Source organism: Jongsikchunia kroppenstedtii DSM 45133 (assembly GCF_000380485.1).
Classification (GTDB): domain Bacteria; phylum Actinomycetota; class Actinomycetes; order Mycobacteriales; family Mycobacteriaceae; genus Jongsikchunia; species Jongsikchunia kroppenstedtii.
Map to the genome: position 1 here is coordinate 1 of NZ_AQYG01000029.1, position 13,058 is coordinate 13,058.

At 66.7% G+C, this 13,058-nt stretch carries 13 protein-coding genes; 2 read left to right on the forward strand and 11 right to left on the reverse strand.

Annotated features, from left to right (window positions below; all coding sequences use genetic code 11):
* Positions 1–294, forward strand: a 294-nt coding sequence (locus G341_RS0101150; protein ID WP_018177266.1) for an IS5/IS1182 family transposase, incomplete at its 5' end; no start/stop codon positions are given.
* Positions 295–312: 18 nt separating this feature from the next.
* Here G341_RS0101150 and G341_RS0101155 read toward each other — a convergent pair.
* Genes G341_RS0101155 through G341_RS0101165 form a run of 3 tightly spaced genes read right to left on the reverse strand, consistent with a single transcriptional unit; the run spans position 313 to position 2,893 of the window.
* Complete coding sequence (locus tag G341_RS0101155) at positions 313–1,191, reverse strand: metal ABC transporter permease (RefSeq protein WP_018177267.1); 879 nt, start codon at positions 1,189–1,191, stop codon at positions 313–315.
* Positions 1,188–2,006 carry a metal ABC transporter ATP-binding protein gene (locus G341_RS0101160; protein WP_018177268.1) on the reverse strand — a complete coding sequence of 273 codons (819 nt, stop codon included), beginning with the start codon at positions 2,004–2,006 and terminating at the stop codon, positions 1,188–1,190. Before G341_RS0101160 ends, G341_RS0101155 begins: the two co-directional genes overlap by 4 nt.
* Positions 2,003–2,893 (reverse strand): metal ABC transporter solute-binding protein, Zn/Mn family, encoded by an 891-nt coding sequence (locus G341_RS0101165; protein WP_018177269.1) that lies wholly within the window; start codon positions 2,891–2,893, stop codon positions 2,003–2,005. Before G341_RS0101165 ends, G341_RS0101160 begins: the two co-directional genes overlap by 4 nt.
* A 230-nt stretch (positions 2,894–3,123) precedes the next feature.
* Here G341_RS0101165 and G341_RS0101170 point away from each other — a divergent pair, with 230 nt between their 5' ends.
* Entirely contained in the window at positions 3,124–5,601 is a 2,478-nt protein-coding gene (locus G341_RS0101170; protein ID WP_018177270.1) for an amino acid permease, read from the forward strand.
* A gap of 25 nt (positions 5,602–5,626) precedes the next feature.
* Here G341_RS0101170 and G341_RS0101175 read toward each other — a convergent pair whose 3' ends face one another.
* The 8 genes from G341_RS0101175 to G341_RS0101210 all read right to left on the reverse strand — a co-directional run bounded on the left by G341_RS0101175 (position 5,627) and on the right by G341_RS0101210 (position 13,002).
* Positions 5,627–7,000 carry an ABC transporter permease gene (locus G341_RS0101175; protein WP_026303103.1) on the reverse strand — a complete coding sequence of 458 codons (1,374 nt, stop codon included), beginning with the start codon at positions 6,998–7,000 and terminating at the stop codon, positions 5,627–5,629.
* Entirely contained in the window at positions 6,997–7,764 is a 768-nt protein-coding gene (locus G341_RS0101180) for an ABC transporter ATP-binding protein (protein ID WP_043450162.1), read from the reverse strand. The genes G341_RS0101175 and G341_RS0101180 overlap by 4 nt, the downstream gene beginning before the upstream one ends.
* Before the next feature lie 119 nt (positions 7,765–7,883).
* Positions 7,884–8,525, reverse strand: coding sequence for a response regulator transcription factor (locus G341_RS0101185; protein ID WP_018177273.1), 642 nt, complete (start codon positions 8,523–8,525; stop codon positions 7,884–7,886).
* The gene (locus G341_RS0101190) at positions 8,522–9,679 is read right to left on the reverse strand and encodes a sensor histidine kinase (protein ID WP_026303104.1); all 1,158 of its coding nucleotides are present in this window, start codon (positions 9,677–9,679) and stop codon (positions 8,522–8,524) included. Before G341_RS0101190 ends, G341_RS0101185 begins: the two co-directional genes overlap by 4 nt.
* A 43-nt stretch (positions 9,680–9,722) precedes the next feature.
* Positions 9,723–10,298 (reverse strand): TetR/AcrR family transcriptional regulator, encoded by a 576-nt coding sequence (locus G341_RS0101195; RefSeq protein ID WP_018177275.1) that lies wholly within the window; start codon positions 10,296–10,298, stop codon positions 9,723–9,725.
* Positions 10,295–11,533 carry a cytochrome P450 gene (locus tag G341_RS0101200; RefSeq protein ID WP_018177276.1) on the reverse strand — a complete coding sequence of 413 codons (1,239 nt, stop codon included), beginning with the start codon at positions 11,531–11,533 and terminating at the stop codon, positions 10,295–10,297. Before G341_RS0101200 ends, G341_RS0101195 begins: the two co-directional genes overlap by 4 nt.
* Positions 11,534–11,596: 63 nt before the next feature.
* Positions 11,597–12,349 (reverse strand): nucleotidyl transferase AbiEii/AbiGii toxin family protein, encoded by a 753-nt coding sequence (locus G341_RS0101205; RefSeq protein WP_026303105.1) that lies wholly within the window; start codon positions 12,347–12,349, stop codon positions 11,597–11,599.
* A complete protein-coding gene (locus G341_RS0101210; RefSeq protein ID WP_018177278.1) occupies positions 12,346–13,002 on the reverse strand; it encodes a type IV toxin-antitoxin system AbiEi family antitoxin domain-containing protein in 657 nt (218 codons plus the stop codon). The genes G341_RS0101205 and G341_RS0101210 overlap by 4 nt, the downstream gene beginning before the upstream one ends.
* Positions 13,003–13,058: the final 56 nt, after the last annotated feature.

Genomic DNA, 13,058 nt, shown 5'->3' on the forward strand with positions numbered 1-13,058 from the left:
TACACCAACGGGGTGAACCGGCGGATGCTCGCTGGCCGCGGCATCAAGACCGTTATCCCGCAGAAGAGCACCGAGACCGACGCCCGCAAACGCAAAGGCTCCACCGGTGGGCGGCCTCCTGCTTTCGATGCAGTCCTTTACAAGGGCCGCAACGTTATTGAGCGTTCCTTCAACGACACCAAGCAGTGGCGCGCCCTGGCCACCCGCTACGACAAACTCGCCATCACCTACCGAGCCGCCGTGGTCCTACAGGCATGCCTCCGCTGGACACGCCTATTAGGAGACACGCCCTAGTTACCTGCCGGTGATCGATCACGCGGCGGCGGGAACCGGCGTGCGGCGACGCGTCACCGGCCGCGTGCGCAGCCAGGCGATCAGTCGACAGACGAGATAGATCAGGAACGAGATCGACGTGACGAAGACCGACACGGGCAGGCCGGGGGCCAGCGACACGATGATCCCGCCGACCGCCGCGACCTCCGCGAACAGCACCGAGAGCAGCACGACGGTCACCGGGTTGGCGCTGATCTTGATCGCCGCGGCCGCTGGGGTGATCAGCAGCGACATCACCAGCAGGGCACCGATGATCTGCACGGCCTGGGCGGTGGTCGCGCCGACCAGCACCGCGAAGATCACCGACAGCAGCCGCATCGGGACGCCGCGGGATTCGGCCACCCGCGGATCGGTGGACGCGAACCACAACGGCCGGTAGACGATCGCGGTGAAGGCGAGAACGACCACGGTCGTGATGGTCATGGCTGTCAGTCCGCGGGTGCCGACACTGACGACCTGACCGGTCAGCAGGCTGAAGCCGGTGCCGATACGCCCGTACAGCGCGATGAACAGCACCGCGAGGCCGAGGCCGAAGGCGAGGACGACACCGATCACCGAATCGCGTTCGCGTGCCTTGTTTCCCAGCAGGCCGAAGATCACTGCCGCGACGATCGCGCCCACCACGCCGCCGACGTTCACGCTGACGCCGACCAGCAGCGCGGCCGCCGCGCCGGTCACCGAAAGCTCGCTGGTGCCATGGACGGCGAAGGACATCTGACGGGCGACGATCAGTGGTCCGAGGATGCCGCCGAGCAGGGCCAGCATCGCGCACGCCAGCAGCGCCTGCTGGACGAAGTCGCGCTGCAGCAGATCGGCGGTGGTGGAGAAGTCGACGAAGTTCGACCAGTGCACGGTCACGACGTCACTCCCGCGGTGGAATGGCTGCCGTGGCAGGCGGATTCGTCGGCGCCGACGACGATGACGCGGCCGCGCACGCGCACCACCTCGATCTGGCTGCCGTAGAGCTCGCTGAGTGTTTCGGTGGTCATCACCTCGTCGGGCGCGCCTATCCGGAACTGGCCGTCCACCAGGTACAGCACCCGATCCACATAGGGGAGAATGGGATTGATCTCGTGGGTCACGAAGAGGACCGCGGTGCGGTGATTGCGGCGGCGCTGATCGATCAACCCGGCGACCCGGGACTGGTTGGCGGGGTCGAGGGACAGCAGTGGCTCGTCGCAGAGGAGCAGTTGCGGATCGCCGACAAGCGCCTGGGCCACCCGCAGGCGCTGCTGCTCGCCGCCGGACAGCAGGCCGATCGGGGTGTCGGCGAACTCGGCGGCCTGAACCTGCCGCAGCGCGGCCTCGACCTGCTGCCGGCGCCGTTGCCGCCCGAATGCGCCCAGTCCCCAATGGTTTCCGTCGACCCCGAAGCCGACGAGGTCGCGCCCGCGCAGCGGCACCTGTTCGTCGTGCCGCTCCTGCTGGGGGATGTAGCCGACCGCGCGGTTGGCGACCGATGGGGCCGACCCGGCGATGGTGGCGGTGCCGGCCTCGAGCCGGTGCTGGCCGAGCAGGGTCTTCAGCAGCGAGGTCTTGCCGGATCCGTTGGGGCCCAGCACCGCGACGAACTCACCGGGCGCGACCGTGAGGTCGAGCCCGTCCCACAGCACGCGGTCGCCGAATGCGAGGCGGGCGCCGCGCAATTCGACGATCGGGTCGGTACTGCTCACCGGACCGCCTTGGCGATGGCTGCGACGTTGTCGGTCTGCCACTGCACATAATCCTTGCCGTTGGGCAGGGTTTCGGTGAGGCGGACGATCGGCAGACCGGCCTTGGTGGCGATCGATTCGAGCGTCTTCGTGGTCTCGTCGGTGGCCTGGGTGTTGTAGAGCAGCGCCTTGACCTTCTTGTCGCGCAACAGATCCTGGATTGCGGCGGTGTCGGCGGCGGACGGGTCCTGGCCGGCCTCTACGGAATTCTCGAAACCCTTCGGGGTAGCGTCGACCAGGCCGGCGGCATCGAGCAGGTACTCCGCCAGCGGCTCGGTCTGGGCGACCCGCGCGCCCGTCGCGGTCGACTTGATCGCGGCGACCTGCTGCTGGATGCCGGCGATGGCATTGCCGAAGTTGGTGGCGTTCTGTTGGTAGGCGGCGGCGTTGGCCGGATCCTTGCCGCCCAGCGCGTCGGCGACCTTGTGGGCGACGGTCGTCACCGTGGCCAGGTCGTAGAAGACGTGCTCGTTGGTGCTGCCGGCGGCCGTCGATCCGCCATGGATGCTGAAGGCATCGATGACGGCGGCGGATGGCGACTTCTGCGCGTCGGCCAGGTACTGGTCGTAGTGCCCGCCGTTCATCAGGACGATGTCGGCGTCCGCGATCTTCGCGCTGTCCTTCGGGGTGGGGGTGAATTCATGCGGATCGCCGTCCGGCGAGGTGTACAGCGCCGTCACGGTCGCGTGATCGCCGGCGACGGCCTCGGCGACCGATGCCCAGACGTCGGTCGAGGTCACCAGCGTGAGGCCGTGGTCGGCGGAGCTCGACGACGAGCATGCGGCGAGCGATAGCCCGGCCATGATGGTCGCGACGAACACTGCGAGCGTGCGGCTGGTGCGGGGCACGATGGTCTCCTCGAATCGGGATGGGGCTGACGGCAGGCCAAGGCAAGAGTTTAATGATAACCGTTTCCATTATTGCTGCGCGAGTCGGTCTTGAGACCGGCCCGATCGGCTAAATCCGGCAAAGCGTATAAAGAACTAAAAGGTAACGCGGAGTTGGGGTTTCGTTGCGTTGGCGGTGAGATCATGGCGTAGCATTCCTCGCGCTGTAGCCGCCTCGGACCGGGAGAATCATGGCGATATTCGGACGGAGCCGGGCGACGTCGAATCAGGCGGCGACCGCGTCCTGGTCGGCCCCGGCGGGGGAGTTCACCGCCACCAGCACGGTCCCCGACAGCATCGGATACGCGTTCAAACGGGTATTCCTCGGCAAGCCGCTGACCACCAGCCGGCTGACGCACGAACGCCTGTCCAATCCGGTCGCATTGGGGGTCCTGGCCCCCGACGCGATCTCGTCCACCGCATACGGCACCGAAGAGGTGCTGGTCGAGCTGCTGCCCTACGCGGGCTTGGCGGCGTTCACGCTGCTGTTGCCGATCACCGGGGTGATCCTGGTGATCTTGGTCCTGGTCGCGGCGTCCTACCGCCAGGTGGTGATGGCCTACACCCGCGCGGGCGGGTCGTACGTGGTCGCGCGGGAGAACTTCGGGCCGCGCGTAGCGCAGATCGCGGCGGCGGCGCTGCTCATCGACTATGTGGTGACGGTCGCGGTGCAGACCGCGGCCGGCACCGTGGCGGTGGTCTCGGCGGTACCCGAACTCGGGCCGTACAGCCTGGAGATCACCGTGTGCGTGGTGATCCTGATGTGTTTCGCCAACCTGCGTGGATTGCGTGAAGCCGGCCGGCCGTTCGCCATCCCCACCTATTTCTTCACCGGCATGGTGGTGCTGCTGATCGTTATCGGTGTCATCCGGAGGATCATCGGCGACCTGCCTCGATACCACCCGGAGCAGATGGCCGGCACCGTCACAGTGCATCACGGCAGCGGGTTGGTGATGGGTGCGACGGTCCTGGTCCTGTTGCGCGCGTTCGCCAATGGCGGCTCGTCGCTGACCGGCGTCGAGGCGATCTCCAACACCGTGAGCTCGTTCCGTCGGCCCGAGGGCGCCAACGCTCGCAAGGTGCTCACCGTTATGGCCTGCATCCTCGGTTTCCTGCTGGCCGGGGTGGCCTACCTGGTCCATGAGACGCATGCGACCCCCTACTCGGACGGCTATCCATCGGTGCTCTCGGAGCTGGCGCATGCGGTCTTCGGGCACGGACTGATCGGCGACATCCTCTATGCGCTGCTGCAGATCGCCACCGCGCTGATCCTCTTCACCGGTGCCAACACCAGCTTCAACGGCTTCCCGGCGCTGGCCAATTTCGTTGCCGAGGACCGGTTTTTGCCGCGTCAGCTGTCCAAGCGCGGTCATCGCCTGGTGTTCTCCAACGGCATTATCGTGCTGGCGATTCTCGGCATAGCGTTGCTCATCGGCACGGGCGGTTCGGTCAACGCGCTGGTGCCGTTCTATGCGATCGGCGTGTTCACGGGCTTCACCATGGCCGGGTTCGGTATGACCAAGCACTATCTGACGACGCGGGGCAAGGCCTGGCGGGCGAAGGTCGCGGTGAACCTCGGGGCGGGTATCACGTCGCTGATCGTCGTCGGCATCTTCGCCGTCGCGAAGTTCACCGAGGGCGCCTGGCTGGTCGTCATCGTCTTCCCGTTGTTGGTACTGCTGCTGATGCGGCTCAACCGCGAATACCGAGCCGAGGCGGCGATCCTGGAAGAGCTGCGGACGGATCGGCCCGACCAGGTCAACTACGCCTACAACGAGATCCTGGTGTTCGTGAACAGCGTCGACCTGGCCGTGTTCGAGGCGTTGCGGTACGGCCGATCACTGCGCGGCGACAAGATCACCGCGGTGCATTTCTTGGTCGACGAGATGAAAGCCGTACAGATACAACGACGTTGGGAGCATTTCGACATCCAGGTGCCGTTGCTCATCGTCAACTGCCCGGACCGTCGCATCACCCACGCCGCGCAGGAACAGGTCGTCAAGGTGCTGCGAGCGCGGCCGAACACCAGCGTCACGGTGATCCTGCCGCGGCGCAGCTACGCCCCGCTACTGGGGCGGCTGTTGCACGATCGCACCGCCGACAAGATTTCGGACTCCATCAGTCGCATCCCGCATGCCGCCGCCACGATCATCCCGTATGACGTGCAATCGCGTATCCGCCAAGCATTTCCGGATCTGGCCGAAGAACGCGTCACCCGCTGGTTCGAGGGGTTGCGCGACCGTGTCGAGGCGATCGACCCGGCGGCTCGCAGCGCGGCGCGGCTCGATGATGCCGAGGCCGGGAAGTTGGCGATCAGCGGATTGCTCAGCGGTCATCGCGCCATGGTGGACGGCGTGGTGATGGAGATCAAGGCCGGCGCCGATGCCCGCGAGGGCAAGAGCGGCGAAGACCAGCCGGACGAACGCGTGCGGATCGTCACGCTGCGTGACGACACCGGCGAGATGCGCCTCAAGCTCACCGAACGGTCCGCCGACACCAAACTCTCAGTGGGACAACGGATCGAGGTGGTCGGCAAGGCGCGCCAGACCGGACACCGGCCGGTGCACATGATCGATCCGTCGATCACGATCCTCGATCCCGCCGACCGTGACGATGCTGGTGGCAGTGAAGGTGGCCCGGCTAGCCCGGGGCCGACAGGGTCGGCGTGAGAAGCGGATGGCCGGGTTCGTAGCTTCAGGCTTCGGCTAGTGCCGCTACCGGGTCGATCGCCACGGCACGCCGGCTCGGTGGTATCGAGGCGACGATCACGACCAGCACCGTTGCGGCTGCGATACACGCAATCACTCCCCACGGCAGTCCGACGGTGACACCGGGACTCATTGACCCGATCAGTGACTGGGCGCCGACAGCACCGAAGAGCACCCCGAGGACCAGTCCGAACGCCACGGCCGCCCCCGACAGCGCCATCGACTCAGCGATGATCATCGACCGCACCTGGCGTGCGGTGAAGCCCAAGGCTCGCAGTACCCCGATCTCGCGGGTCCGGGCGATCACGGTCAATGACATCGTCGAGACGAATCCGACAGTGGCGATCACTCCCGAGATCGCCACCAGGGCAATGAGAATCGCACTCATCGCCGACAGCGTCCGGCTCGTATCTGCGGCTTGCGCGGGCGACAGATCCCAGGTGTGCACCGATCGGGTCAACGCCGACATGCCGGCGGCGATCGTGGTGACCAGCGTGACCCCGATGAGGATCGACAGCAGCGACCGGGTGGTGCGCAGCGGATCGCTGATGGCATTCTTGCGGGCCACGGTGGCTGATGCGCCCGTTCCGAGGACGCGGCCATCGGCCGCGACTATGCCGGGCAGGATCCACCGCGCACCGGACAGGATGCCGAGCGAACTGGTCGCAGTGCCCAGGAAGGCGATCACGAACCCGGCCATGCTGGCGCGTTCGCCGAGCAGACAAGCGGCGATCAGCAGCAGGGTGCCGAGCACAAGTAGCGCGATGGTGACGAGCTTGCGTACCGCACCGGTCCGTGGCCGCGGGGCGGCCGCGACAGCAGCCGATTCCAGGGTCTTGCGGGTGCCGGCATAGGCGGCAGTGGTCGCGGTCAGCACCATCAGGATGCCGACGACGATCACACCCGCCGGGGCGATCGCATATCCGCCGGCGGGCAGCGTGTCTCGAGCCACCAGGAGCACGCGGACCAGATAAGTCCCGACGAGCCCGACGGCGATGCCCGCGGCAGCGCCGATGGACGACACCTGCGCCACGGCCGTCATCAGGCCACGGCGCAGCTGCGCGCTGTCCGCGCCGATCAGCCGCAGCAGCCGAAGCTGAGTCTGCCGCCCGGCGATCACGGTGTCGACCCCATTGCTGATCACGATCGCGGAGACGAAGAGGGCGATCCCGATGAATACGGAGGCAACCACATTGAGCAGCAAGCCCGGTGCGCCCTGCCGATGTTGTCCGTAGACGGACAAGATGTTGGAGGCGCCGAGCAGGACGGTTCCGTAGGTGGCGCTGAGCCCGCTGACGATGCCGACCGTCGACAGTTCCCGCGGCGAGCCGGCGATCAACCGGGCCATCGGTGCGCTCACGCCGGGACCTCGGTCAGATTGATGAGGAGCTCGGCGATCTGACGAACCCCGAGCCGCCGATGATCGCCGACGATCCGGCCGTCGGCGAGCAGCACGACCCGATCGGCGTAGGAAGCGGCCACCGGATCGTGCGTCACCATCGCGATGCCTTGACCGAATTCCCTTGCTGCCGTGGTCAACAGCGTGAGGACCTCACGTCCGGTGCGGGTGTCGAGGGCGCCGGTCGGCTCGTCGGCGATGATGATCGTCGGTCTGCCTGCCAGTGCCCGCGCGATCGCCACCCGCTGCTGCTGCCCGCCGGACAGTTCGGCGGGGCGGTGCGCGAGCCGATCCGCCAATCCCAATGAACCGATGAGATGGTCGATCCAGGCCCGGGTCTCGGCGTTCGGGCGGATGCCGGCGAGCACGAACGGCAATTCGATGTTCTCGGCCGCGGTCAACGCTGGTATCAGATTGAACGACTGGAAGATGAAGCCGATGTGCCGGCGCCGCAGGCGGGTTCGTTCGGTATCGGAGAGTGTGGCGATGGGCGCGCCGGCGAGCCATACTTGGCCGCTGCTGACCGTGTCCAGTCCCGCGATCACATTCATCAACGTCGACTTGCCCGAGCCGGACGGCCCCATGATTGCGGTGAACTCCCGGTGCCGTAGATCCAGCGAGACGTCGCGGAGGGCGTGAACCGGATTCGCCGGATCGCCGTAGGTCCGCGAGACATTGCTCAGCACCACGGCGGGATGGACAGATGGTGGTCGGTGTTCCGTCATGACATCCACGCTATGAACGAGTGGGGCACCAAGGCATCGGCCCAGCCGGTGAATTCGCCGGACATCTGCAGACTGACCGGCGTACGTCTGGAGATGTATCGCGCCTGTGCGAGTCGGAGTCAGACGAGACCGTGGTCGTAGGCGTAGACGACGAGCTGCACCCGATCGCGCACGCTCAGCTTGGTGAGGATGCGCGAGATATGTGTTTTCACCGTCGCCTCGGAAAGCGTCTCGGCGGCAGCGATTTCCGCATTGGAGAGGCCGCGTGCAGCGAGTTCGAGGATCTCCCGCTCGCGTGCGGTCAGTGCCGCGTATTCGGGCCCCGGCGCCCCGGCTCGGCGGCGATGGCGCTCGAACAGCTGGCGAGTCGCCGACGCGGCGACCACCTGACTGCCGTCGACGATCGCGCGGATCGCGGCCAGCAGAAATTCCGGCTGCGCATCCTTGAGGACGAAACCACTCGCGCCGGCCTCGATCGCGCGAGCGGCCGCCTCGTCCTCATCGAAGGTGGTCAGCACCAGAACCCGCGGTGCCTGCTCGCGCATCTCGGCGAGCAGATCCGTCGTTGCGGTGATGCCGTCGATGCCGGGCATTCGGACATCGATGAGGACGACATCGGGTCGGCTCGCCCGCACCACGGCGGCCAGGCGCAGCGCCGAGGACTCCTGGGCGACGACGGTCATGTCCGGCATGCTGTCGATGATCATGGCGATACCGCCCCGGAACAGCGGCTGATCGTCGACGAGGGCGATGCGGATCATCGATGCGACTCCAGAGTTGCTGGCGGCAGGGTCAATTCGACAGTCCAGCCGTCGCCGTCGCGCGCACTGCGCAATCGGCCGCCATGATGCGCGGCTCGCTCGACCATGCCGGCTATACCCTGTCCCGCGCCGCCGGGAGCCAGCGGCGTCGCCGACACTTCATTGCGTACGGTCAGCTCGCATCCGTCGCCCCAGACGTGACGCACCCGAACCGGTTTCGTCAGATCGCCGTACTTGAGGGCGTTCGTGAGTGACTCGACCAGTACCCGATGCGCCACCCGCCGAAGATCGTCGGAAGCGGTGGCCGGGTCGCCGGACGCGCTGTGCTGGATGGTCATCCCGACCGAGCGCATGCGGGCGAACAGGGTGCCCTGATCGAAACGGGTGGTTCCGGCGGGATCGGCCGTGCGCAGCTGTTCGAGCAGCACCCGGACATCGCTCAGAGCGTCGCGAGCCGTCTCGGCGATGGTGTGCAGCGATGCCTGGACCCGTCCGGGGTCGGTGGCGAGCATGAACCGGGCGCCGTCGGCCTGCGCGACGACGATCGCCAACGAATGCGCTACGACGTCATGCATGTCACGGGCCAGCCGAGACCGCTCGCTTTGTTCTTCGTAGCGGTCGAGAAGGCGCCGCCGCTCGAGTTCGGCGATGGTTTTGGCGGTGCGGGCCTGTTCCACCGATTGCCGCTGGAAACGGACGAAGCCCGCCGTCCAACCGCCCAGGACGACCGCGGCGGTGGCGGCGAAGCCGAACACCACACCGAACAGTTCGCCCTGGATCGCGTAGACGTGGGGGATCACGAATCCAGCGACCACGGTGCCGATCAGGCCGGCCGCCAGCGAGGCGAATCGGAGGCGGCGGTCGGGATGGGAGCCCAGGGTGAGCATGATCGGGAAGTACGCGAGTGCGACCAGGACGGCGATCTGCACGGTCGCTACCTGAACGATCGCCGATGCGAGCGCGAAGCCGATCATCAGGCTCGGCGCGATCCGCCGGAGGGCGAGCGCCGGAGTCACCAGCGCAACCGAGATCACCGCGGCGGTGGACTGCTCGAGATGAACCGCGACGGCGACCACACCGAAGGCGGCCGCCAGAACGAGGTCGATGATCAGCGAGCGCCGGGGCAACGGCCCGACGAAAAGGGGATCTCGCATGCCGTCCACCGTGCCATATCGCCAGCAGGGAGTGGTGGCCCGGCTAGCCCGGGGCCGACGGGATCGGCGTGAGGAACCGCGCGACCATCGCCCGTTCGTCGTCGACGGAGTCACCCGGAATGGTCAACAGCGACAGGATGATCCGGACGATCCACTGCGTCTGACCGGCGTCGGTGGCCGCGGCCGGATCGCCGTCGGCGAGCAATGACCTGGCCAAGTCGGCGATGGTGTCCGAGGTCAGCGCCAGCCGGCCGGAGTTGGCGGCCTCGGCCGGGCCGAACCAGGCGGCCAGCGCGGGGTTGGCGCGCACCTCGGCGACCGCGATCATCACCGACTCGGTCAACCGGTCGGCCGGATCGGCGATGCCTTCGGTCTTCGCGGCGACCGTCGTTCCGACGATCCGCGCCATCCGCTCGACGTAGGCCAGCTGCAGGTCGGTCCGGTTGCGGTAGTAGCGATACAGGGTGGCGCGCGAACAGCCCACGGCCGCAGCGATTTCGCCCATCGACACCGCGGTCGCCCCGCGGTCGCAGAAGAGCTCGCCGGCCACTTCGACGATGCGGTCTGCGGCGGCGGCCGTCCGATCGACTCCGGTCCAATCCGGCTGCGGCGATCTCACCGGGCCGCGCCGACCTTGGCGGGGCCCGGGACGAACGGCACGGTGGTCGGCCGGCGCACGTAGCTGCCCGGCGCGTACTGAATCCCGTCGACGTCGACCTCGAAGTCGGGGCAGCGGGACAGCAGCTCCGCCAAGGTGACCCGCGCCTGCATGCGGGCGGCCGCGGCGCCCAGGCAGTGATGCGACCCGTGGCTGAAAGTGAGGATGTTCTTCGGATGTCGGGTCACATCGAGATCCGCGGCGTCGGGACCATACATCCGCTCGTCGCGGTTGGCCGAGCCGTAGCAGAGCAGCACCTTGCGCCCGGCGGGAATCGTGGTGTCCTCGATGGTGACGTCGCGGGTGGCCGTTCGTGCGAGGCCCTGCACCGGCGAGGTGAGGCGGAGCAGCTCATCGATTGCGGGGGTGATCAATTCGGAGTCCGCGAGCAGCCGTTCACGCTGATCGCGGTGCTGGGTCAACAGGGCCGCCGACCCACCCAGCATGCCGGTGGTGGTGTCGTTGCCGCCCGCGACCATCGTGAAGGTGAACGCCAGAATCGACAGCAGGCCAGCGGGATCGGCCTGCGGGTCGTCCGCGAGCCCGGCCGCGACCAGATGGGAGACCGTGTCGTCGCCGGGGTTGTCGCGCCGGTATTCGATCAGCTGGGTGAAGTAGCCCATCATCTCCAGCACCGCGCTGCCGGCCGACTGCAGGGCGGTCGACAGGTCCGCGCCGGGGTTGGCGGCGACGACGGCGTTCGTCCAGCCGTCGAACTGATCGCGATCGGACTCGGGCACGCCGAGATAGTGCGCGACCACCATGCTGGGCAACGGTTTGAACAGTTCGGCGACGATGTCGCCGCCGCCCTCGGCGCGCAGCTTTTCGATGCGTTCGACGACGAACTCACGGACCACAGGCTCGACCGCGATCACCTGCCGCGGGGTGAAGCCGCGCGACACGAGCCGGCGAAACTCGGTGTGCACCGGGGGATCCTGCATCACCATCGGCGGGTTCTCGTTCAGGCCGATCATTTCCATGTCGCCGTAATGGATCGTCAGCCCCTGCGCCGAGGAGAACGTCTCCCAATCGTTGGCGGCGGCGAGGACATCAGTGTGTCGGCTCAGTACCCAGAAGTCGCCATCGGTGACGTGGTGCACCGGGTCGTCGTCGCGCAGCACCGCGTACATGCCGAAGGGATCACGCCAGGAGTCGCCGGAACGCAGCTCGAACCGGGGAGACAATGTGCTCGTCATGTTCTGACAATGAGACAGATCGACGATATTGTCAACCCCGGTCTGCAGGTGCCGGGTATCGGGTCAATCTGTGCCGACCGCAGCCCAGCCGGCGGCGACCGACACGAGAGCCTCGGCTGCTGTGATCGTCAGTCGCGTCTGCCCTGCGAGCTGCGAACGCCATTCGGCCTCGGAAGGCCCTTGCCGGAACAGGTCCGCGCTGGGCAGCCGGTTCGTCGGACCGAAGCGCCGGTAGAGTTCACCTGCTTCCGCGTCGATCGCGCCGATCCGATCGAGCGCCCAGAGATCCCATAAGTCGCGCGCAGCGCCTCGGTCGTGCCAGGTGGATGTTTTTGAGCCAGCGAATGACGCCAAGGTGGGGACTGTGAATGTTGCCGGTGGAGTGTCGGCGTACCGCTGAGTTATTGCGCGTGTCTCGGACGGCCATGTGATGCGATCACGCGCAGAAAGCAGTTGGACCTTTACCGACATCCTCGACGCGCCGACCAGTCGGGCCGACGCCGTATCGGGGATTCCGGATAGTGGCGGATCCCAACTGAGTCGACCATGTGATCGTGCGACAGCTCTTGGTAGGACCAGGTCGATTTCGGCTGCGATTTCGGACCTGCGATCGAGCGCAACCAGATCGATGTCTTCGCTGAGCCGGCCCTTGGGTAGGTGCGTCCGGGCCAACGCCGTTCCGCCAATGAACATCACACGGTCACCAACTGCTGAAGCGATCGCCGCCAACAGATGTGATATCAAATGGTCTCGTTCGACCTGCGCATGCGAAACGCCGAATTGTTCTGCTGTGCTGTCACGTTCGTCGATCTTCATCGGCCCAACCCCAATTCGGCTTCCACGCGCCTCAGCGTCCTGACGAAGCGGTGTTCCTTGGCAAGTCTGTGCAGCCGGTCATTGTCACTCTGGTGATAGAGCATCGAAATCGCTTGCGGCACATCGACGGCAGCGTCGCCGAGGTTAGGCCTCTTCGCCAGGTCAAGCACGGTCTGCTCAGGCGTCGTCACCAACGCAGGACCCAAATCGGTCGCAATTCGCTCAGCGTCCAACGACGTAGTGTCCCGGCGAACGAACTGGACGGTAGCCGTCCGGTCGGTGAGTGCAATCGATCGATGTTGTCGTGGGACCGCGATCACCGCTGTCGCGAGTGCTCGTGGGAGCGCTCCGTGTAGCCGGGCCGCTGTGACGCCCATTGCAACGACATTGTCGACCCCCTCGATCGCGGCAGAGACTCCGACTGCCGCCGACTCGAGGTCGGGGATCCAGGGCCGTCCCACTTGATCTTGAGGTACAACCACGTAGTACCCCGGCGCGATCCGGTGCAAAACGCCGGCTGCCGCAAGTCGGCGGAACTCCTGCCGCGGATGCGCGTACACGCCGACGGCGTCCGCCGGGCGAATCACGCGCAGAGGCGAGCGGGCAAGCTCAGGTGGCAGGCGCGCGCCGCGTTCCCGATCGCTTGTGGTCATACCGCCTCCAGGTGCATAAAGTATGCATATCGTAGGCTAAATACCCACGATATGCA